The following is a 20,608-nucleotide window of genomic DNA, read 5'->3' on the forward strand; positions in this document are numbered from 1 at the left end:
CCGCTGCACCGACTCAATCCGTGGGGGTCTACAGCCGACCAACCACCTCAACCCCGTGCCCCGCACCCGAGCAGCGACCCCAACCCCGTACAGGTTTCCCACACCCGACCACCAACCCCAGCCCTACGCGGGGTTGATCCAGGCGCCCACCAACCCAACCCGCACGGGTTTCCCACACCCGATCAACAAACCCCAGCCCGCACGGGGTTGCTCCAAATACCCGACAACCCCAGCCCATGCAGGTTTTCAGTCCAGGCCCACCCACCTCAACCCCGCGCCCCGCACCCGACCAACGACCCCAACCCAGCGCCCTGCACCTGCCCTTCAACCCCAGCCCCGCATCCGCGCCCCGTGCCCCGCGCCGCACACCCGACCAACACTCCCCCACACCCGCCACCCGCCACCCGACCTCCACCAACCCCAGCCTCGCCGCCCGGCCCCCATCACCCCCATCTCCGACCCCTTACTGAAAGTTGCCGAAATCCCCCGCAACGTAACCGGAGCTTGCTTAGGCTGAGCGCGCGAGTCACTGACCAACCGTGAAGACCCCGTGGTGGAACCCCCGTGCGACGACCCGGCAACCTGCCCATCGAGCCGACCAGCTTCGTGGGTCGGCGCGCGGAAGTGCGCGCCGTTCGCGATTTGCTGGCCGAGTCCCGGCTGGTGACGCTGACCGGGGTCGGCGGGGTGGGCAAGACGCGGCTGGCCCTGCAGTCGGCGGCCGGGCTGTGCGAGCGGTTTCCCGACGGCGTCTGGCTGGTCCCCTTGTCGGGCTTGCAGGATCAGGTTCTGCTCGCGCACACCGTCGCCGCCACGCTGGAGATGAACGAGCAGACCGCGCGCTCCCCCGTCGATCTCCTCACCAGCCACCTGGCCGGCAAGCGCCTGCTGTTGATCCTCGACACCTGCGAGCATCTGCTGGACGGTTGCGCGGAACTGGTGGTCGAACTGCTCACCCGGTGCCCCGAGCTGAGCATCCTGGCCACCAGCAGGACTCCCCTGACGGTGCGGGGCGAGTGCATCTACGCCGTCATGCCGCTGCCGACGGTCCGGCCGGGCGACGGTGTGAGCGCGTCGGTGGCCGATCTGGACGCGGTCGCCCTCTTCGCCGACCGGGCGGTCGAGGCGGTGCCCGGTTTCGTCCTCGGGCACGATGATCTGGACGTCGTCGCGCGCCTGTGCGCCCTGGTGGACGGCCTGCCGCTGGCCATCGAGCTGGCGGCGGCGCGGCTGCGGTACCTGCCGCTCGCGGAGATCGAAACGGCGCTGGAGGATCGGTTCGGGCTCCTGACCGCCCATCACACGCCGCTCCCCCGGCACCAGACGATGCGGTCGGCGATCGGCTGGAGCCACGAGTTGTGCGAACCGCTCGAACGGCTCCTCTGGGCACGGTTGTCGGTGCTCGTCGGCGGCTACTCCCTCGATCTCGCCAAGGACGTCTGCGCTGCTCCGCCGCTGTCCGCCACGCAGGTCGCCGAGCTCATGCCGAGGCTGGTGGGCCAGTCGATCGTGCTGCGCGAGGACGGGGGCACCCGCTTCCGGATGCTGGACACCGTCCGCGAGTACGGCGTGGAACGGCTGCGCGATCTGGGCGAGGAGCACGTCCTCCGGCGCCGCCACCGCGACGCGTGCCTGCGGCTGGCCGGGCGCGTCGAGGCGGAGTGGTCGGGCGCGGACCAGCTCGGGTGGATCAGGCGGTTGGGCGCCGAGTTTCCCAACCTCCGCGTGGCGCTGGACTACTGCCTGAGGATGAAATCGGCGAAGGCGCTGGATCTGTCGGCCGCGTTGTGGCCGTTGTGGAGCGCGTGCGGATATCACCGGGAAGGGCGCTACTACCTGCAACGCGCCCTGGAGCAGGACATCGGGTCGGATTCCCAGTTCGCCAAGGCCCTGTGGGTGTCCACATGGGTGGACGCCGAGCACTACGAGGCGGAGGTCGCCGCCGCGCGGCTCGATCTGGCGCGCCGCGCGGCGGTGGCATCCGGTGACAAGACCGCGCTGGCCTACGTCGGTCACATGGCCGGGGTCACCGCGTTCGTCGCGGGCGACGACGAGGCCGCCGCCGGCCTGCTGCGCGACACGCTCGCCCTGCACCGGTCGGCGCTGGAGGAGGCCGGGCCGGGGCCGCTGCTGACGATGGCGCAGCTGGGGGTGTCGCTGGCCAGGCTGGGGCACGACGACGCCGTGCCGATGCTCCGCGACTGCGTGCGGCAGTGCCGCCGGCGCGGCGAGCTGTGGGCGCGCTCCATCGCCCATTACGGTCTCGCCCTCGCGGCGTGGCGGTGCGGTGACGTGGCCGGCGCGGGCGCGCACAACCAGGAGTCGTTGCGGATCAAGCGGCGGTTCGGGGACGTCGCGGGCGCGGCGCTGGGCATCGAGTTGCAGGCGTGGTGCGCGGCCGCGTCCGGGCAGGGCGACGTCGCCGCGTACCTGCTCGGCGGCGTCGACCGGTTGTGCCTGGCGACGGAGATGCGGATCGACCAGGTGCCGTTCTGGGCCGCCGGGCACCGCGAGTGCGAACGGGCCGCCCGCGCGCTGCTCGGCGACGAGGGCTTCGACGCGGCCTTCCGTCTAGGCCGCGCGCTGGAGCTGGACGAGGCTTACGGCTTCGCGCTCGGCGAGCGGCCCGGCATCCGCCTGCGTGCGCGTTATCCGGGGTCGGCGGTGGGCAGGACCGATCCGTCGTCGGGGCACCGGGAGGCACGCTGAGCGGGAGTCAGGCCATCCGGTCGGAGGCGTCCGTCAGGCTGGTCCGACCCGGCTGGATCGTCGCGTTCACCCTCGCCAACCTGGGCTTGTGGGCGGGGCACTACGCCCCGCTGTCGGTGCTGCTGCCGGTCCGGCTCCAGGAGGCCGCGCCCGACCATAAAGAGATCACGTTCGCGCTGGTCAGCGGCGCGGGCGCGGTCGTGGCGATGGTCGCCGGGCCGGTGGCGGGCGCGTGGTCGGACCGCACGTCCGGACGGTTCGGCCGCCGCCATCCCTGGACGCTGGGCGGCGCGGCGCTGGCGGCCGTGGCGCTGGCCCTGCTCGCCGGGCAGCAGACCGTGGCCGGGATGCTCGTGGGCTGGTGCCTGGCCCAGGCCGGGCTCAACACCATGCAGGCGAGCCTCACGGCGGAGCTGGCCGACCGGGTTCCGGTCCGGCAGCGCGCGACCGTCGCGGGCTGGATGGGCATCACGGCGGGGAGCGCGCTGCTGCCGGTGTTCGTCATGACGCGGGTCGTCTCCGGGACCGGTCCCGGGTTCGTGGTCACCGGCGCGGTGGTGCTGCTGTGCGCGGTGGCCTTCTTTGTGCTGACGCGTCGTTCGACCGCAGAACCGGAGGAGGCCCCGCCTGCTTACGCGGGGCGGCTTCGTCGTGCCGACTTCCTGTGGGCCTGCGTCAGCCGCGCGCTCTTCTTCACGGGCTGGTCGCTGGCCACGGTCTACGTGTTCTACTACCTCGTCGACCAGGTGCGCTACGAGGAGCGTTTCCCGGGCAAGACCGGCGCGGACGGGGTGCTGGAGGTCTCCACGGTCTTCACCGCCGTCCTCATCGTCGCGGCGCTTCTCAGCGGCGTCGTCTCCGACCGGACGGGCGGGCGCAAGAGGCTGGCCGCCGGGGGCAGCGTCGTGGTGGCGGCGGGGATCATGATGTGGGCGTTGTGGCCGAGCTGGCCCGCGGTGCTCGCCGGGACGGCGCTGCTGGCCGTCGGGCAGGGCGCGTTCCTGTCGGTCGACCAGGCGCTGGTGACGCAGGTGTTGCCGTCGGCCGCCCACCGGGCCCGCGACCTGGGGATCGTCAACATCTCCTACACCGGCCCGCAGACCCTCGCGCCCTTCGTCGCCGGTCCGATCGTCACCACCCTGGGCGGATACGAGACGTTGTTCGTCGTCGCCGCGATCCTGACGCTGCTCGCCGGGCTCGCCGTTCGGAGGGTCCGGGGCGTCGCCTGACCGGCCGTCACGTCGCGCAGAACTCGTTGCCTTCGGGGTCCAGCATGACCCACCAGTGCCCGGCGGGCCCCTGGTCGACCTCGCGGACGCGGGTCGCTCCCAGCTTCTCCAGCCGCGCCACCAGCTCGTCCAGGCCGCCGGGCTCGCTGTGGACGTCGATGTGCAGGCGGTTCTTGACGCTCTTGCCCTCGGGCACGTCCTGGAACAGCAGCCGACGGCCGCGGCCGACGCCGCTGAGCTCGTCGAAGGGGTCCTCGGGGTGGCGGACGGCGGCGTAGCCGCGGAAGAGCTTGCGGCCGCGATGCTCGGTGACGGCCTCCGCGCCGATGTGCCCGGCGGCCAGCAGCTGCTCGACCAGAGCGCTGGGGTCCTCCACCTCGTACTCCAGGGCCGCTCCCCAGAAGTCCGCGAGGGCGGCCGCGTCGGTGCTGTCGATGACCAGCTTCCAGCTCAGTGCCATGTAACCCGTTTTAGCGGTTATCCCACCGTCCCCGCAACCACCGCGCGGCGCTTGCCCGCCCCTCCGTCAACGCCGCCCAGCGGTCGAAATCCGGTCGTGGCGAAGTGTCCATGACGGGCGATCCTGTTCGTCCTTAAGGTGAAGGCCGGTGAGAGGCACCGGCCCCGCCCGGAGGAGCGAGCCATGTCCGAATCCCGCATCACCGAAGTGGCGACGATCGCAATCCCCGTCACCGACCAGGACCGCGCGGTCGACTTCTACGTCGGCACGCTCGGCTTCGAGAAGCGCCGGGATCTTCCCTTCGGGCAGGCGCGCTGGATCGAGGTGGCCCCGCCCGGGGCCGCGACGACCATCGCGCTCGTCCCCACCGGGATGCCCACCGGCATCCGCCTCACGACCGAGGACGCCGACGCCGCCCACGCCGACCTCGCCCGGCAGGGCGCCGACGTCGATGCCGAGATCCTGCGCATGGAGGGCATGGCACCGCCCATGTTCACCCTGCGGGACCCGGACGGCAACACGCTCATCCTCGTGGAAAACGCCCAGTGAAGCACGAGCGGTCCGACTGAAGGGAAACCATGCCCACCTACATCGCCCTCACCTACACCGCCGAGGTCGACTGGAAGCAGCCGGAGTACGCGGACGCCATCCAGGAGTACGTCGCGTTCGACGAGGCGCACGCGGCCGTGCTGCGAGGCGGCCACGCGCTCTACCCGACGGCCACCGCCACGACGGTGCGCGTCCCCGGCGGCAAGGGCGGCGAGCCGATCGTCAGCGACGGCCCGTACGCCGAGACGAAGGAGGCGCTCACCGGCTTCTACCTGCTGGAGTGCGCCGACCTGGACGAGGCGCTCGCGGTGGCCGCGAAGATGCCGGCGGCCTGGCACGGGACCGTCGAGGTCCGCCCGGTCCATCCGTCGCTGGAGTCCTGATCCGTGGCGGCCGGTGACGCGGTGGCGCGGCTGCTGCGCGACGAGGGCGCGCACGTGCTGGCCACGCTGATCCGCGTCACCGGCGACATCACCCTGGCCGAGGACGCGGTGCAGGACGCCGCCGTCCGCGCGCTGGAGCGGTGGCCGCGCGACGGCGTCCCGGACAACCCGCGCGCCTGGCTCATCGTCGCCGCCAAGCGGCGGGCGATCGACGTCGTGCGGCGGGAGGCCCGGCGCGCCGGGAAGGAGACGGCGGCCGTGGCGCTGCTCGACCCCGTGCCCGAACCCGCCGGGGCCGTCCGTGACGACCTCCTCCGGCTGGTGTTCACCTGCTGCCATCCGGCGCTGTCGGCCGAGGCGCAGGTCGCGCTGGCGCTGCGGACGCTGGGCGGGCTGTCCACCGCGGAGGTCGCCCGCGCCCTGATGGTGCCCGAGGCGACGATGGCCAAGCGGCTGACCCGCGCCAAGCAGAAGATCGCGCTGGCGCGGATCCCCTACCGCGTGCCGTCCGCCGGGGAACTGCCGGGCCGGGTGCGGGGCGTCGCGGCCACGATCTACCTGATCTTCAACGAGGGGTACGCGGCCGGGGCGGGCGAGCACCTGGTCCGGGTCGCGCTGTCGGCGGAGGCGATCCGGCTGGCCCGGCTCCTGGTCGGTCTCCTGCCCGACGAGCCGACCGCGCTCGGCCTGCTCGCGCTGCTGCTGCTGAGCGACGCCCGCCGCGCCGCCCGGCTCGACGAGCGGGGCGGCGCGGTGCTGCTGCCCGACCAGGACCGCACGCGCTGGGACACCGCCATGATCAGAGAGGGGGTCGTGCTGGTCGGGACGGCCCTGCGCCGCGCCCCCGACCGGCCCGACCCCTACGTGGCGCAGGCGGCGATCGCGGCCTGCCACGCGCTCGCGCCCTCCTACGCCGACACCGACTGGGACGCCGTCGTGTCCTGGTACGACGTGCTGCTCACCGTCCAGGACACCGCGGTCGTCCGCCTCAACCGGGCGGTGGCCGTGGCCGAACGGGACGGCCCCGAGGCGGGCCTCGCCCTGGTCGAGGGCATCGACGGGCTGGCGGCGTATCCGTGGTGGCACGCGACGCGCGCCGAACTGCTGCGCCGCGTGGGCCGGGCGTCCGAGGCGAGCGCGGCCTACGAGCGGGCGCTCGGCCTGGAGATGAACGACGTCCAGGCCGGGCATCTGCGCCGTCGCCTTTCCGACCTCGACGGCTAGGTGGTCCCCGCCTGCCGTCTTCGCCCGCCGCGCCCGTCCAAGGTCAGCTCAGGCGGTCGGTCAGCAGCCGTGCCACCGCGATCAGTTCGTCCGCCGACCCGTCCGTGTCCAGCGCGCGCAGCTCCCTGATCGCGGCGTCCTGGTAGTGGCACGCCATCTGCTCGGCGACGGCCCGGCCGCCGGTGGCCTCGATGAGTTCGGCGGCCTGGCGCACCTGGGCGTCGTCGCGCCCGCCGGACAGCAGCGCCACCAGCCTGCCGCCGCGGTCCGGTCCGGTGCGCGGGCCGGGCAGCGGGTCGGCCGGGGGGCCGGTCAGCGCCGCCAGCACCGGAGCGGTCTTCTTGCCGCTCCGCAGGTCGCTGAAGGCGGGCTTGCCGGTGACGGCGGGATCCCCCCAGATGCCGAGGACGTCGTCGATCGCCTGGAAGGCCAACCCGAGGTGACGTCCGGCCTCCTGCAAACCGGTCACCACGGCGGCGGGCGCTCCCGCCAGCGCCGCCCCGATCGCGATGGAGCAGCCCAGCAGCGCGCCGGTCTTGCGGGCCGCCATGCGCCGGTACTCCGCCATGGTGACCGCGCGGGGCCCGGTCCAGGGACGGCTCTCGAACGCCAGGTCCGCCGCCTGCCCGCCGACCAGGTCCACCAGCGCGCCCGACAGCAGGCGGGTCGCCTCGGCGGACCCGTTGTGCGGGACGTCGGCCAGGGTGCGCAGGGCAAGGGCGAGCAGGGCGTCGCCGGTGAGGACGGCCGGGCCCACGCCGTACGCCTTCCACACCGACGGGCGGTGGCGGCGCTGCTCGTCGCCGTCCATGATGTCGTCGTGCACCAGCGAGAAGACGTGCATCAGCTCGACGGCGACGGCCCCGGCCACCGCGGTCTCGGCCGGGACACCGGCGGTCCGGGCGCCCAGCAGGGCCAGCGCCGGCCGCAGCCCCTTGCCCGCGCCGCCCTTGCCGGGACGGCCGTCGCTGTCCCACCAGCCCAGCGCGAAGCCGCACATCACCTCCAGCTCGCCGCCCAGCGAACCGACGGCCGCGCGCAGCGCCGGCCGCACCAGCTCCTGGCAGCGGGCCATGCTCCCGGTCGCCTCGCATGTCGTCGTCGGCGTGTTCATCACCACATCCGTTCCTGGATTGCGCGCTGAGTGATCGCGTCCGCTGTTCCGGGCATTCTCGCATCCGGGTCGAATGGCGCACGAATGGTCGGAGGAAAACGAGCGAAACGCCGCCCCAGGCTGCGCTCATCGGCGCGCCCGCACCGCCGTACATCCCCCAGCGAGTGGAAAACTGCACTTTTGTCTCTTAGTGGGCGGGAGGGCATCCAGCAGGAACGACGCATGCTCGTACGGTATGGGGCGGCACCGACACCGAAGCTTTGGCGGCGGGCGAGTCAAATAATGCTTTCCCCGGATAATTAGGGCATTTACCTTTCGTTCCTGCCCTCCAGCAAGGAAGCAGTGACCGAACATCCCGCCACTGTCACGCCGGGTCAGTCCTTTTGAGGCGGCGACAAGGAAAGGAATACGGGCACCCCGTTTTCTTCCCGAGGAGGCCCCCGCCATGATCCTCCGGCGCCCTTCCGCCGCGCCCGCCAACGGTGCCGGACGCACGGCCACCGCCACGCGGAGCGGACCCCCGCCGCTGGAATCGCTCGACCCCCGGCGCCTGCGCGCCCTACCGGCGGCCGAACTGCCGCTGCTCGCCGAACGCATCCGGCGGTTCCTGGTGGCGAGGGTCTGCGCGACCGGCGGGCACCTGGGGCCGAACCTGGGCGTGGTCGAGCTGACGATGGCCCTGCACCGGGTGTTCGACTCGCCCCGCGACGCGCTCCTGTTCGACACCGGCCACCAGTCCTACGTCCATAAGATCCTCACGGGCCGGGCGGGCGGCTTCGGCATGTTGCGGCAGCAGGGCGGCCTGTCGGGCTACCCCAGCAGGACCGAGTCCGAGCACGACTGGGTGGAGAACTCGCACGCCTCCACCGCGCTGGCCTACGCCGACGGCCTGGCCAAGGCGCTACGGCTGACCGGGGCGGCGGCCGACCGCACCGTGCTCGCGGTCGTCGGGGACGGGGCCCTGACGGGCGGGGCCGCCTGGGAGGGGCTCAACAACATCGGCGCGGCCCCCGACCGCCCCGTGATCGTCGTGCTCAACGACAACGGCCGCTCCTACGCCCCGACCACCGGCGGGCTCGCCGCCCACCTCGCGGACCTGCGCGAACGGCTCGGCAGGCCGGGCGTCGCATCGCCGCCGACCGTCTTCGAGCAGTGCGGCCTGGCCTACCTCGGACCGGTCGACGGCCACGACATCGGCGCGCTGGAGGACGCCCTGCGCCAGGCGCGCGACCTGCGTCGGCCCGTCGTGGTGCACGTCCTCACCCGCAAGGGCCGCGGCTACGAACCGGCCGAACGCGACCGGGCCGACCACCTGCACGGCGTCGGCGTGCTGGACCCGGCGACCGGCCGCCCGATCGTGCCGGGAGCGCCTTCCTGGACGTCGGTCTTCGGGCGGGAGATGGCGCGGATCGGGGCCCGGCGTCCCGCGCTGGTGGCCGTCACCGCGGCGATGTTGCTGCCGGTCGGGCTCGGGCCGTTCGCCGAGGCGTTCCCCGACCGGGTCTATGACGTCGGCATCGCCGAGCAGCACGCGGTGGGCAGCGCCGCTGGCCTGGCGATGGGCGGGCTGCATCCGGTGGTGTGCCTGTACGGCACCTTCCTGAACCGCGCCGTCGACCAGCTCCTGATGGACGTCGCCCTGCACCGGCTGCCGGTCACCTTCGTGCTGGACCGCGCCGGGATCACCGGCCCGGACGGGCCGTCCCACCACGGCGCGTGGGACATGGCGCTGCTCGGCGCCGTGCCGGGGCTGCGCATGGCCGCGCCGCGCGATCCCGTCCGGCTGTGCGAGCTGCTGGACGAGGCGATCGCCGACGACACCGGGCCCACCGCGATCCGCTTCCCCAAGGCGACCGCGAGCGTCGAGGTTCCGGCGCTGGCGCGCGTCGAAGACGTCGATGTGCTGCACCGCTCGCCACGCCGCCGCCAGGACGTCCTGCTGGTGAGCATCAGTGCGATGGCCGAACGCTGCCTGGACGCGGCCGGGCTCCTGGAGCGGTACGGCCTTGGCACGACCGTCGTGGACCCGCGCTGGATCACGCCGGTCAACCCGTTCCTGCCCCGCCTGGCCGCCCGGCACCGGCTGGTGGTCACCGTCGAGGACGGCTGCCGCGCCGGTGGGGCCGGATCGTTGATCGCCCAAGCCTGCGTGGACGCCGCCTTCCCGGTCCCTGTCCTCAACCTGGGCCTGCCCCGCGAGTTCATCGGCGCAGGCGACCGGGAGGAGTTGCTCGACGAACACGGCCTGTCCGCCGAGCGCATCGCCGGGTCCGTGCTGGACGCCTGCGGCACGCTGTTCGACCCGGACGGTGCCGTGCCGATCGGTCGCTGACGCCACCCGGCAGCCCGCTCCGGGCGCGGGTCAGTGGGCGGAGCCGAGCTCGATGAACAGGACGCCCGCGATGATCAGGGCGATGCCCAGGCCCATCACCCTGGTGAGCGCCTCGCCGAACAGCACGCGGGACGCCAGCGCGGTCAGCGCGACCCCGACGGCGGACCAGATGCCGTACGCGACGCCGACCGCCAGGCCGCGGCCGAGGACGACGGTGAGCAGCACGAAGGCGGCCAGGTAGCCGACGCCCACGACCAGCAGCCAGCCCTTGCGCGCGCCGGGCTGGGACGCCATGCGCAGGGCCAGCGTCGCGGCGACTTCGGAGAGGATCGCGCCGGTGAGGAACAGCCAGGTCATGCGGGCTTTTCCGCTTCCGCACGTTGCGCCTGCTGGGAGCCGAGCTCGACGCACAGCACACCGGCGATGACCAGGACGATCCCCAGCCCCATGGTGGCGGTGAGCGGATCACCGAACAGGACGGCGGCCAGGATCGCGGTCAAGGCGACTCCGGTGGCGGCCCAGACGCCGTACGCGACACCGATGCCCAGGCCAGCGCGCAGGGCCAGGCTCAAAGCGCCGAACGCACCGAGATAGCCCACCGCGACCAGCGCGTACCAGGCGGGATGGTCGAGAGCCGCGCGGAGGGCCAGCGTGCCGCTCACTTCGAGCAGGATCGCCGCCAGCAGCGGCAGCCACTTCTTCATAGGGCGTCGCGGCACGGCGCGTCGTCCGGGGTCCACCGCCGGGCGTTCGATCTCACCCGCCTGACCTTACCGTCCGGAAGGTCGGGCGCACGGGCTCATGGCCGTCCCGCGACCGGCCGGGTGATGTGGAACGGCGGTCCCGGCGGACGCCGGACGCGCGGTTTGGCCGTCCGGTCCCCGCTCTGGCATCATAGGCAAATGGAACGATGCTCCGATTAATGTGCGGAGCGCCGGTCCGTCCGGAGAGGGGGCAGGCGCGGTGAGCGACAACGACGAGGGCACGGCGGCCCGGCCCAGGCGGGCGGACGCCCGGCGCAACCAGCAGGTCCTGCTGGACGCGGCCGCCGCCGTCTTCGTCGCCTCGGGCGTCGAGGCGCCGGTCCGCGACATCGCCGCCAAGGCCGGGGTCGGGATGGGCACCATCTACCGCCACTTCCCCACCCGCGCCGATCTCATCATCGCCGTCTACCGCCACCAGGTCGAAGCCTGCGCCGAGGCCGGGCCCGCCCTGCTGGAGAGCAGCGCGACGCCGCACGCCGCCCTGGCGCAGTGGATCGACCTGTTCGTGGACTTCCTGGTCACCAAGCACGGGCTCGCCGCCGCCCTGCAATCGGACGAGGCCGGTTTCGACGCCCTGCACGCCTCCTTCCTCGACCGCCTCGTGCCGGTGTGCACCGAACTGCTCGACGCCGCGGCCGAGGCCGGTGAGATCCGCTCCGACCTGACCGCCTACCAGCTCATGCGCGGCGTCGGGAACCTCTGCATCGGCGCGGACACCGACCCCCGCTACGACGCGCGCCGGCTGGTCGCGCTGCTCATCGCGGGGCTGCGCCAGCCGAACTGACCGACCGGCCGGGCGGTCCGAAGTGGACCCGCCCGGCGTAAGCACGTGCCCTCGGCGACGCCGTCAGGCTCCGACGTAGGACGCGAGGTGCCGCCCGGTGAGGGTGGAGCGGGCGGCGACCAGGTCGGCGGGCGTGCCCTCGAAGACGATCTGGCCGCCGTCGTGGCCCGCGCCGGGGCCGAGGTCGATGATCCAGTCGGCGTGCGCCATGACCGCCTGGTGGTGCTCCACGACGATGACCGACGTGCCGGAGTCGACCAGCCGGTCCAGCAGGCCGAGCAGCTGTTCGACGTCGGCCAGGTGCAGGCCGGTGGTCGGCTCGTCCAGCACGTAGACGCCGCCCTTCTCGCCCATGTGCGTCGCCAGCTTGAGCCGCTGCCGCTCGCCGCCCGACAGCGTGGTGAGCGGCTGGCCGAGGCTGAGGTAGCCGAGCCCGACGTCGGCGAGCCTGGCGAGGACGGTGTGCGCGGCGGGCGTGCGCGCCTCGCCGGTGCCGAAGAACTCCTCGGCCTCGGTCACCGACATCGCGAGCACCTCGCTGATGTCGCGGCCGCCGAAGCGGTACTCCAGCACCGACGCCTCGAACCGCTTGCCTTCGCACTCCTCGCAGGTGGTGGCGACGCCCGCCATCATGGCGAGGTCGGTGTAGATGACGCCGGCGCCGTTGCAGTTGGGGCAGGCGCCTTCGGAGTTGGCGCTGAACAGGGCGGGCTTGACGCCGTTGGCCTTGGCGAACGCCTTGCGGATGGGGTCGAGCAGGCCGGTGTAGGTCGCCGGGTTGCTGCGCCGCGACCCGCGGATCGCCGACTGGTCGATCGACACCACGCCCGCGCCCGCCGGGATCGACCCGTGCACGAGCGAGCTCTTGCCGGACCCGGCGACGCCGGTGATGACGGTGAGGACGCCGAGCGGGATGTCGACGTCCACGTCCCGCAGGTTGTGCGCCGTCGCGCCGCGGATCTCCAGCTTGCCGGTGGGCTTGCGCACCGTCTCCTTGACGGCGGCGCGGTCGTCGAGATGGCGGCCGGTGAGGGTGTCGGAGGCGCGCAGACCCTCGACCGTGCCCTCGTAGCAGATGGTGCCGCCCGCCGTACCGGCGCCGGGTCCGAGGTCGACGACGTGGTCGGCGATGGCGATGGTCTCGGGTTTGTGTTCGACGACCAGGACGGTGTTGCCCTTGTCGCGCAGGCGCAGGAGCAGGGTGTTCATGCGCTGGATGTCGTGGGGGTGCAGGCCGATGGTGGGTTCGTCGAAGACGTAGGTGACGTCGGTGAGGGAGGAGCCCAGGTGGCGGACCATCTTGACGCGCTGGGCCTCACCGCCCGACAACGTCCCGGCCGGACGGTCCAGCGACAGGTAGCCCAGCCCGATCTCCACGAACGAGTCCAGGGACTGCCGCAGCGCCGTGAGCAGCGGGGCCACCGACGGCTCGTCCAGGCCGCGGATCCACTCGGCCAGGTCGCTGATCTGCATCGCGCACGCGTCGGCGATGTTCGTCCCGTCGATCCGCGACGACCGGGCCTCCTCGCTGAGCCGGGTGCCGTCGCACTCGGGACAGGTCGTGAAGGTGACGGCGCGGTCCACGAAGGCGCGGATGTGCGGCTGCATCGCCTCCCGGTCCTTGGACAGGAACGACTTCTGCACCCGGGGGACCAGACCCTCGTAGGTGAGGTTCACACCCTCGACCTTGATCTTGACCGGCTCGTGGTAGAGGAAGTCCCGCATCTCCTTCTTGGTGTAGTTGCGGATCGGCTTGTCCGGGTCGAGGAAGCCCGACTCGGCGTAGGTCCGCACCGTCCACCAGCTGTCGGACTTCCAGCCCGGGATGGTGAACGCGCCCTCGGCGATCGACTTGGAATCGTCGTAGAGCTGGGTGAGGTCGATGTCGGAGACGGTGCCCCGGCCCTCGCAGCGCACGCACATGCCACCGGTGCGGGAGAAGGTCGCCTTCAGCGCCTTCTTGGCGCCGCGCTCGACGGTGATCGCGCCGCTGGCCCGGACCGAGGGCACGTTGAAGGCGAACGCGCCGGGCGGGCCGATGTGCGGCTGGCCCAGCCGGCTGAACAGGATGCGCAACATCGCGTTGGCGTCGGTGGCGGTGCCGACGGTGGAGCGGGGGTCGGCGCCCATCCGCTGCTGGTCCACGATGATCGCGGTCGTCAGGCCGTCGAGGACGTCGACCTCGGGTCGCGCCAGCGAGGGCATGAAGCCCTGCACGAACGCGCTGTAGGTCTCGTTGATGAGCCGCTGCGACTCGGCGGCGATGGTGCCGAACACCAGCGAGCTCTTGCCCGAGCCGGAAACGCCGGTGAACACCGTCAGCCGGCGCTTGGGGATCTCGACGGCGACGTCCTTGAGGTTGTTCACGCGCGCGCCGTGCACGCGGATCAGGTCGTGGCCGTCGGCCGGGTGCGGGGCGGTGTTCGTGCTCATCGTGTCTCCGTTGGTCTGCTCTGATCGGTTGCGAATACTACGGCGGGGCCGTCGGCTCTGGTCAGGCCAGCCAGCGGCCGTCGCGCATCAGGTCGCGGCCGGCCAGCTCGTCCTCCTCGCGCCACGCCTGGACGCGGCGCGGGGTGACGCGGAACCAGCGGTACGGCACGGCCGACGCGCGCGGGTCGAAGCCGGTGCGCGCGGCGAAACGGTCGCCCCGCTCCCGTGGCAGCGCGTCGATCCCGAGGACCTCGACCACGCCGTCGATCATGGTCACGTCGCGGGTGGGGCCGAGGCCTAGCCGGGCGGTGCCGGTGGCGGCGAGGTTGCGGCCGGTCGGGCTGCTCGCCGGGGTGGCGAGCAGCAGCGCCTCGCCGTCCCAGTCGAAGGACAGCGGGACCAGGTACGGCGCGCCGTCCGGGGAGGCGCTGGCCACCCAGAGGTCGACGTCGCGGGCGAGCCGGTGCTCGGTGTCGCGGCGGCGCTGAGCGCGGGACCGGGGAGCGGGCGTCGGGCCGTCGGCGGTGGTGTCGGTGTCGGTCATGGTCGCGGTCTTCCGATCGTTCAGCGCGGCTCGTTGACGCGGGCCGGGTCGCCCACCGGGCCGTCGTGCGGTGGGAAGCCTGCGTGGATGTCCATGACGATCACGTTAGGCCCGGCGCGACGACCTGCGCTTCTCGATTCCTGACCGGTCCGCGCGCTCCCTTCCTCGCGCCCGAGGAGCGGAGAGAGCGATCACATGGGGCGGAGTGATCCGTGACATCGGATGGCGATTCCGTTGCCGCAGGGCATCGATCGGTGCGTCATCTGTCGCCGGGAGTCGCGTGTGGCGTGCCGGTCGAGGGGGGCGGTAGGGGTTCTGTCGCCTTATAGGCACCTAGGCGCGTCATGGGGCATATGTAATAGTTCGACCGAAGATCAGGGCGCGGCCCGTCGCGGCCCCGGACCTTCGTGTTCGCCGTCCACTCAGGAGCTGCCGTGACCATCACCAGCCATCACTCCGCGGCCTCCTTCGTGCCGCGCGGCCACGTGCTTCAGGTGCCGCTGCGCCGCCTGCTGGGAACCGCCCGCAAGCAGGGCGCGCTGGGCCTGATCGAGGGGCTGGGGGAACAGGCCGCGGGCGAGCTGGTGCAGCTGAAGCTGGGTCCGTTCAAGCCGTACCTGGCCTACCACCCCCTCCACCTGGAGCACCTGCTGCGCGCCAACGCCGCCAACTGGCCGCGCGGCGCGGCGATGTGGGACGCCCTGGGGCGGCTCACCGGCGAGGGCATCGGCGGCGAGGGGGCGCAGTGGCAGGCCAGCCGCCGGATCCTGCAACCGGCGTTCGCCGCCCGGCACGTCAAGGCCATGGGCGAGCAGATGGTCGCCTCGGTGAGCGGCGCGGTCCAGGACCTGGCGCGCCGGGTCGAGGCCGGGCGGCCCGTCGACGCCGGCGCGGAGATGACCGCGATCGTGCAGCGCGTCGTCGACCCGGTGTTCTTCGGGCAGCTCATCCCCGACGGCGAGGGCGGCCGGCTGGGGGCGGCGGTGGCGACGGCGATGCGGTCGTTGTTGTGGCGGATGGCGATGCCGGGGGTGCCGCACTGGGCGCCGCTCCCCGGCGACCGCCGGTTCCACCGCTCCACCCGCACGATCAAGCAGATCCTGGGCCCGGTCCTCACCCAGGCCCGCGCGCAGCCGGCCGACCAGCAGGGCCGGGACGTGGTGTCGATGCTGATGAACGGCCTCGGGGCCGACGACGCCGCGCTCACCGACGAGCAGATCATGCAGGACATCGTGGCGCTGTTCGTGGCCGGTTCCGAGAGCAGCGCGATCGCGCTGGTGTGGGCCTGGGTCGCGCTGGTCCAGCACCCGGAGGTGCACGCCGCCGTGCGCGAGGAGGTGGACCGGGTCCTGGGCGGCGGCGAGCTGCGCCCCGAGCACATCCGCCGCCTCCCCTACACCGGCAAGGTCGTCAAGGAGGTGCTGCGCCTGTACTCGGTCGCCTGGGCGGTCCCCCGCATCGCCGTCCAGGACGACGAGGTCGGCGGTGTCCCGGTCCGGGCCGGGTCCACCCTGGTGATCTCCCCCTACCTGACCCACCGGCTGCCCGGCTACTGGCCCGACCCGCTGCGGTTCGACCCCGAGCGTTTCGACGGCGACCAGGTCCGCGCGCGCATGGCCCTGCCCGGTGGCCCGCTGGCCTACCTGCCGTTCGGCGACGGCGCTCACGCGTGCCTGGGCGAGGGTTTCTTCCACCAGGAGGCGACGCTCGTGATGGCCGAGATGGTGCGGACCTTCGACATCGAGCTGGCCGCCCCGGTGCAGCCGTCGTTGTCCTTGACCATGCAGCCCCGCGATCCGGTCGGCCTGCTGCTGACCCGCCGCTGACCGACGCGGCCAGAGCCGCGGCGACCGTCGTGGCCGCGCGGCCGGTGACCCCAGGGAGACCCGTTGCACGAGTTCGCGGACAACGCCGACGCACGCCAGGCTGACCGGGACATGCGCCTGCTGACGCAGATCGGGGAGGACCTGCACGCGCGCATGCGCGCCCACCCCGACCTTTTCCCGGAGCGGCCGCTGGGCACCGAACTGGCGGTCAAGCTGGCGCAGCCGCTTGCCTGGGGCGCCCCCTGGTGCAGCGCGGAGGAGCTGAGGCCCGCGGCCCGCGCCGCTCTGTGGATCTTCGCGCTGGACTGGATCGTGGACCACCAGGCCACCGAGGCCGGTCGGATCCTCCAGCTGGTCGACCAGTGCCTGGACGTCGCCGACGGCGCCGATCCCGCGAACTCCCTGGGCGCGCTGCTGGCCGAGGTGCGCGACGAACTCGCCGGTCACGACGCCTTCGAACAACTACGGCCCCTGTGGCGCGCGGAGCTGGAACGCATGCTCCGCGCCATGGCCCGCGAATGGGACTGGAAGACCACCCTGGCGTCGTCCCCGCCCGGCGCACCCGCGCCGATCACGCTCGACCAGTACCTGGACAACGCCGCGAACTTCGGCTCGACCTGGGTCAACGTCTGCCACTGGATCCGCCAGGGCGACCCCGTCGCCCTGCGGCACCTGGCGGCCCTCGTGCCGCTCAGCGACACCGTCCAGCGGATGTTGCGGCTGTACAACGACCAGGCCACCCTGCACCGGGATCGCGGGTGGGGCGACCTCAACGCGCACATGATCGCCGATGCGGACCAGCTCGGACGGCGCCTCCGCGACCTCACCGACCGGTTCGAGCACGAGTGCGACGCCCTGCGCGCCGCCTGCCCGCACGAGGTCGACTACCTGAGCCGCCAGCTCGCCTTCAGCCGGGACTTCTACGGCGCGGGCAACGACTACTGGGGACAGCTATGACGCCGCCCGCCGGCCGGTCAACGCAAGTCCGGCGCGGCGGGCCGTGACCGGTCCAACGACCGGCGTTCTTTCCGGCGGTTAACGGGATGTTCGGTGATCAATACGAAACCGGCGTTGCTAAGGTGCTGCACGTGCAATCAGGCGTCCGGCCGCGTCCGTGACGGCCTGCTCTCCCCGAGCACGCCGTGCCGCGCCGGTGCCTGACCTTGCCGTCCCTGCTGCTCCCCCGGCCACCGCTAGGACGTTGCCCCGATGCGCTTTCGCTCTCCCCCCGAATCTCGCCGGATCCGGCTGAGGTTCAAGATCACCTCAGTGCTGGTCTCGCTGGTCCTGTTGTGGGGGTTCGCCGCCTGGGTGACCGTCGGCGACGGCTGGAACCTGCTCCAGGCCGCCGCGCGCGACGAGACCGCCGGGCGTCCCTCCAAGACGCTGATCAGCACGCTCCAGGACGAGCGGCGGGCGGCGCTGGCCAACCTGGGCGCCCGCCGCCGCGGTGGCATGGCGCCGGGGCTGGCCGCCCAGCAGGCCCGCACCGACGAGGCGATCATCGTGTGGCGGCGCAGCGCGCACCAGGCCGAGGGCAAGAAGATCAAGGCCGCCGTCCGGCTGACCGACCAGCGGCTGCGCACCCTCGGCGCGGCCCGCGCGGCCGCCGCCTCCGCCGCCACCGACCGGGACGCGGCGGCCCGCCCCTACAACGACATCATCGACGCGGCCTTCGCCATCACCAGCGCCAACGCCGAGCTGGACGACCTGGACGTCAGCGCCGACGGCCGCGCCCTGATCGCCCTGACCCGCGCCCGGGAGCTGCTGTCGCGCGAGGACGCCTACCTGGCGAGCGTGATCGGCGAGGGCCGCTTCGGTCCCGGCGAGCTCGTCGCGTTCGGGCAGGCCGTGGGGATCACCCGGCACGCGCTCCAGGAGGTCTCCGGCCAGTTGCCGCCCGACGACCAGCAGCGCCTGCGCTCCCTCATGCAGAGCTCGGTGTACACCCAGCTACGCGGCGTGGAGGACCGGGTGCTGCAGCAGCCGGTCCGGGCCAGGGCCAAGACCAAGCCGACCGTGGGCGTGACGGCCCTCCAGTGGCAGGCGGCCACCCGCCCGGTGCTGACCCGGCTGGACGAGACCATCGACGTCGGCGGTGACGCGGTCGTCGAGCGCGCCACGCCGGTCGGCTACGGCGTGCTGGTGCGCCTGGTGATCGTGGCGGGCCTCGGCCTGCTGGCCGTGGTCACCTCCATCGTGCTGGCCTTCACCACCAGCCGCACCCTGCTGCGCCAGCTGCACCGGCTCCAGATCGCCGCGACGGAGCTGGCCGAGCACAGCCTGCCCACCCTCATGGAGCGCCTCAGCCGCGGCGAGAAGGTCGACGTGGCCGCCGAGGCCCCGCCGCTGGCCTTCGGCGACGACGAGATCGGCCGGGTCGGCCAGGCGTTCAACCAGGTCCGGGGGTCCGCGATCGCCGCGGCCGTCAAGCAGGCGGAGCTGCGCCAGGGCTCGGCCAAGGTCCAGGCCCAGCTGGCCCGGCGGACCCAGTCGCTGGTGGTCCAGGCCCACAAGCACCTCGACGAGCTGGAGCGGCGCGAGGACCTGGCCGACCAGCAGGAGCTGTACGGCAAGGTCGTCAAGGTCGACGAGATCGTCACCCGCCTGGGCCGGCAGGCCGTGAACGCCCTGGTGGCGACGGGCGAGGTGAAGCACCAGAGTTCGCGGCGCCCGCTGCCGCTGCTGGACGTCATCCGCGCGGCGATGGGCGCGGTCGAGGGGTACGAGCGCATCCAGCTGACCCACGTCGAGACGCGCTGGCTGAACGGGCGGGCCTACGACCTGCCCAACCTGTTCGCCGCGCTGCTGGAGAACGCGCTCAGCTACAGCCAGCCCGACACCAGCGTCACCATCACCACCACCACGACCGCCAACGGGCTCGCCGTGGAGATCCAGGACAAGGGCCTGGGCATGTCCTCCGAGCAGCTGGCCCGCGCGAACCAGATCCTGGCCTCGCCCCCGCCGTTCGACGCCGTCGGCGGCGGGCAGCTCGGCCACCTGGTGGTGGGCATGATCGCGCAGCGGCACGGCATCACCGTCACCCTCCAGCCCTCGGCCTACGGCGGCGTCCAGGCGGTGGTGCTGCTGCCCAACAAGCTGTTCGAGCAGGACCCGCCGCAGACGCGCGACCGCTCGGGCCTGCGGAACCTGGGGACCGCACCGCTCGCGGAACGGCCGTCGTCCCCGCCCCAAGGACCGCGCCGCCTGGCCCCCGTGGCCGTGCTGCCCGACACCGAAGAGGCGGCCCCGGCCGACGAGCAGGCCGCGGACGACCAGCGTCCCTCCATCGACACCGGCCCCCGCCCCGTCCAGGTCGCGGCGCCGATCCGCCCGGTCGAGGACGCCGCCCCCGAGCGCGCCGTCCCCCCGGCCCGGCAGCAGACGCCGGGCGGCCTGCCGATGCGGACGCCGCAGGCCAGCCTCGCGCCGCAGCTCCAGACCAACGTGTCGCTGGACGAGCTGCCCGAGGCGGACTCCGTCGTCGCCGGGCGTTCCCCCGAGGACGTCCGGTCCACCATGAGCGCTTTCCAGCGCGGCACCCAGCAGGGCCGCGCGGACGCCTCGCAGGGGACCGACGAGACCGGTGAAGGCGTCCAGCAGGATCCCGGCCCCGGCGACGACCGGTAGGCGGGCCGTTCCCGTGACCTCTGACCCGTCCGGCGCGTCCGGGCCCGGCCCGAGTGGAGTACGTCCGTACATGCTGCTCGACCAGGCCACGCGGGAGCACCTGGCGCGGCTGCGTGACCGGGCGGTGGGGCGCGTCGACTGGTTGTCGGTGGTATGCAGCGAGGTCTCCCGCGAGGAGATCGACGCCGAGGCCCGGACCTACGCGGAGCAGGACCGCCGCACGGGCGAGGTCGTGGAGCGCCAGCGGGCCTTCGGCCTCGGGCCCGAGCACCTGACGTTGCTGCGGCTGTGCCAGGACGGGCCGGAGGCCGTGATGTACCTGGCCGCCGGTCTGAGCCGGCAGGAGCGGACCGGCGTGGGCTCCGGCTCGTCGGTCCCGTCAGAGGATCTGGCGGAGCGGTTGGGAGCCCGCATGGTCGCCGATCTCACCGGTCCGCCCGGGTTGCCGATCGCGCTGGTGCGGGGACTGCTGGCGGATCTGGCGACCGTCGGGCTGGTCAGCATCCGGCAGGCCGAGCCGGAGGCGACGCTCGCCGACCCCCGGACCTACCAGGCGCTTCTGGAGGGGCTGGAGGCTCTGGGCGAAGGGACCGACGCCCCCGTTCCTTGACGCGCAGCGGCTCGGCG

Annotated in this window: 17 protein-coding genes; 11 read left to right on the forward strand and 6 right to left on the reverse strand. The window is 73.0% G+C overall.

Annotated elements, in window-relative coordinates; genetic code table 11:
- Positions 1–564: 564 nt before the first annotated feature.
- Both AH6_RS15430 and AH6_RS15435 read left to right on the forward strand, forming a co-directional pair.
- Positions 565–2,709, forward strand: a complete 2,145-nt coding sequence (locus tag AH6_RS15430) for an ATP-binding protein (protein WP_067479944.1) — start codon at positions 565–567, stop codon at positions 2,707–2,709.
- 38 nt (positions 2,710–2,747) lie between these two features.
- A complete protein-coding gene (locus AH6_RS15435) occupies positions 2,748–3,938 on the forward strand; it encodes an MFS transporter (RefSeq protein ID WP_373861778.1) in 1,191 nt (396 codons plus the stop codon).
- A gap of 7 nt (positions 3,939–3,945) precedes the next feature.
- Here AH6_RS15435 and AH6_RS15440 read toward each other — a convergent pair whose 3' ends face one another.
- Positions 3,946–4,398, reverse strand: a complete 453-nt coding sequence (locus tag AH6_RS15440; RefSeq protein WP_067479946.1) for a VOC family protein — start codon at positions 4,396–4,398, stop codon at positions 3,946–3,948.
- 183 nt (positions 4,399–4,581) lie between these two features.
- Between AH6_RS15440 and AH6_RS15445 the strand changes: the two genes are divergently transcribed.
- The 3 genes from AH6_RS15445 to AH6_RS15455 are packed head-to-tail and all read left to right on the forward strand — an operon-like array spanning position 4,582 to position 6,554.
- Complete coding sequence (locus tag AH6_RS15445) at positions 4,582–4,947, forward strand: VOC family protein (protein WP_067479948.1); 366 nt, start codon at positions 4,582–4,584, stop codon at positions 4,945–4,947.
- A gap of 29 nt (positions 4,948–4,976) precedes the next feature.
- Positions 4,977–5,330 carry a YciI family protein gene (locus AH6_RS15450; RefSeq protein WP_067479950.1) on the forward strand — a complete coding sequence of 118 codons (354 nt, stop codon included), beginning with the start codon at positions 4,977–4,979 and terminating at the stop codon, positions 5,328–5,330.
- 3 nt (positions 5,331–5,333) lie between these two features.
- On the forward strand, positions 5,334–6,554 hold the full coding sequence (locus AH6_RS15455) for an RNA polymerase sigma factor (protein WP_067479952.1): 1,221 nt from the start codon (positions 5,334–5,336) through the stop codon (positions 6,552–6,554).
- A gap of 43 nt (positions 6,555–6,597) precedes the next feature.
- Here AH6_RS15455 and AH6_RS15460 read toward each other — a convergent pair whose 3' ends face one another.
- Positions 6,598–7,668, reverse strand: coding sequence for a polyprenyl synthetase family protein (locus AH6_RS15460; protein WP_067480341.1), 1,071 nt, complete (start codon positions 7,666–7,668; stop codon positions 6,598–6,600).
- Positions 7,669–8,113: 445 nt separating this feature from the next.
- On the opposite strand from AH6_RS15460, the gene AH6_RS15465 reads away from it, so the two are divergent.
- A complete protein-coding gene (locus tag AH6_RS15465) occupies positions 8,114–10,000 on the forward strand; it encodes a 1-deoxy-D-xylulose-5-phosphate synthase (RefSeq protein ID WP_083982889.1) in 1,887 nt (628 codons plus the stop codon).
- Between the two features lie 30 nt (positions 10,001–10,030).
- On the opposite strand, the gene AH6_RS15470 is transcribed toward AH6_RS15465, so the two are convergent.
- Entirely contained in the window at positions 10,031–10,357 is a 327-nt protein-coding gene (locus AH6_RS15470) for a DMT family transporter (protein ID WP_067479954.1), read from the reverse strand.
- The gene (locus AH6_RS15475; protein ID WP_067479960.1) at positions 10,354–10,704 is read right to left on the reverse strand and encodes a DMT family transporter; all 351 of its coding nucleotides are present in this window, start codon (positions 10,702–10,704) and stop codon (positions 10,354–10,356) included. Before AH6_RS15475 ends, AH6_RS15470 begins: the two co-directional genes overlap by 4 nt.
- 259 nt (positions 10,705–10,963) lie before the next feature.
- On the opposite strand from AH6_RS15475, the gene AH6_RS15480 reads away from it, so the two are divergent.
- Positions 10,964–11,548, forward strand: coding sequence for a TetR/AcrR family transcriptional regulator (locus tag AH6_RS15480; RefSeq protein ID WP_067479962.1), 585 nt, complete (start codon positions 10,964–10,966; stop codon positions 11,546–11,548).
- 63 nt (positions 11,549–11,611) lie between these two features.
- On the opposite strand, the gene AH6_RS15485 is transcribed toward AH6_RS15480, so the two are convergent.
- Positions 11,612–13,981, reverse strand: a complete 2,370-nt coding sequence (locus AH6_RS15485; RefSeq protein WP_067479964.1) for an ATP-binding cassette domain-containing protein — start codon at positions 13,979–13,981, stop codon at positions 11,612–11,614.
- 61 nt (positions 13,982–14,042) lie between these two features.
- The gene (locus AH6_RS15490; RefSeq protein WP_067479966.1) at positions 14,043–14,525 is read right to left on the reverse strand and encodes a pyridoxamine 5'-phosphate oxidase family protein; all 483 of its coding nucleotides are present in this window, start codon (positions 14,523–14,525) and stop codon (positions 14,043–14,045) included.
- A 434-nt stretch (positions 14,526–14,959) separates the two neighbouring features.
- Between AH6_RS15490 and AH6_RS15495 the strand changes: the two genes are divergently transcribed.
- The 4 genes from AH6_RS15495 to AH6_RS15510 all read left to right on the forward strand — a co-directional run bounded on the left by AH6_RS15495 (position 14,960) and on the right by AH6_RS15510 (position 20,591).
- Positions 14,960–16,351 (forward strand): cytochrome P450, encoded by a 1,392-nt coding sequence (locus AH6_RS15495; RefSeq protein ID WP_245679318.1) that lies wholly within the window; start codon positions 14,960–14,962, stop codon positions 16,349–16,351.
- Between the two features lie 63 nt (positions 16,352–16,414).
- On the forward strand, positions 16,415–17,308 hold the full coding sequence (locus AH6_RS15500; RefSeq protein WP_067479968.1) for a terpene synthase family protein: 894 nt from the start codon (positions 16,415–16,417) through the stop codon (positions 17,306–17,308).
- A 312-nt stretch (positions 17,309–17,620) separates the two neighbouring features.
- On the forward strand, positions 17,621–19,981 hold the full coding sequence (locus tag AH6_RS15505) for a sensor histidine kinase (RefSeq protein WP_169807862.1): 2,361 nt from the start codon (positions 17,621–17,623) through the stop codon (positions 19,979–19,981).
- Positions 19,982–20,051: 70 nt separating this feature from the next.
- On the forward strand, positions 20,052–20,591 hold the full coding sequence (locus AH6_RS15510; protein ID WP_067479972.1) for a DUF742 domain-containing protein: 540 nt from the start codon (positions 20,052–20,054) through the stop codon (positions 20,589–20,591).
- The last annotated feature ends 17 nt before the right edge of the window (positions 20,592–20,608 follow it).

Source organism: Actinomadura hibisca NBRC 15177, assembly GCF_001552635.1.
Classification (GTDB): domain Bacteria; phylum Actinomycetota; class Actinomycetes; order Streptosporangiales; family Streptosporangiaceae; genus Spirillospora; species Spirillospora hibisca.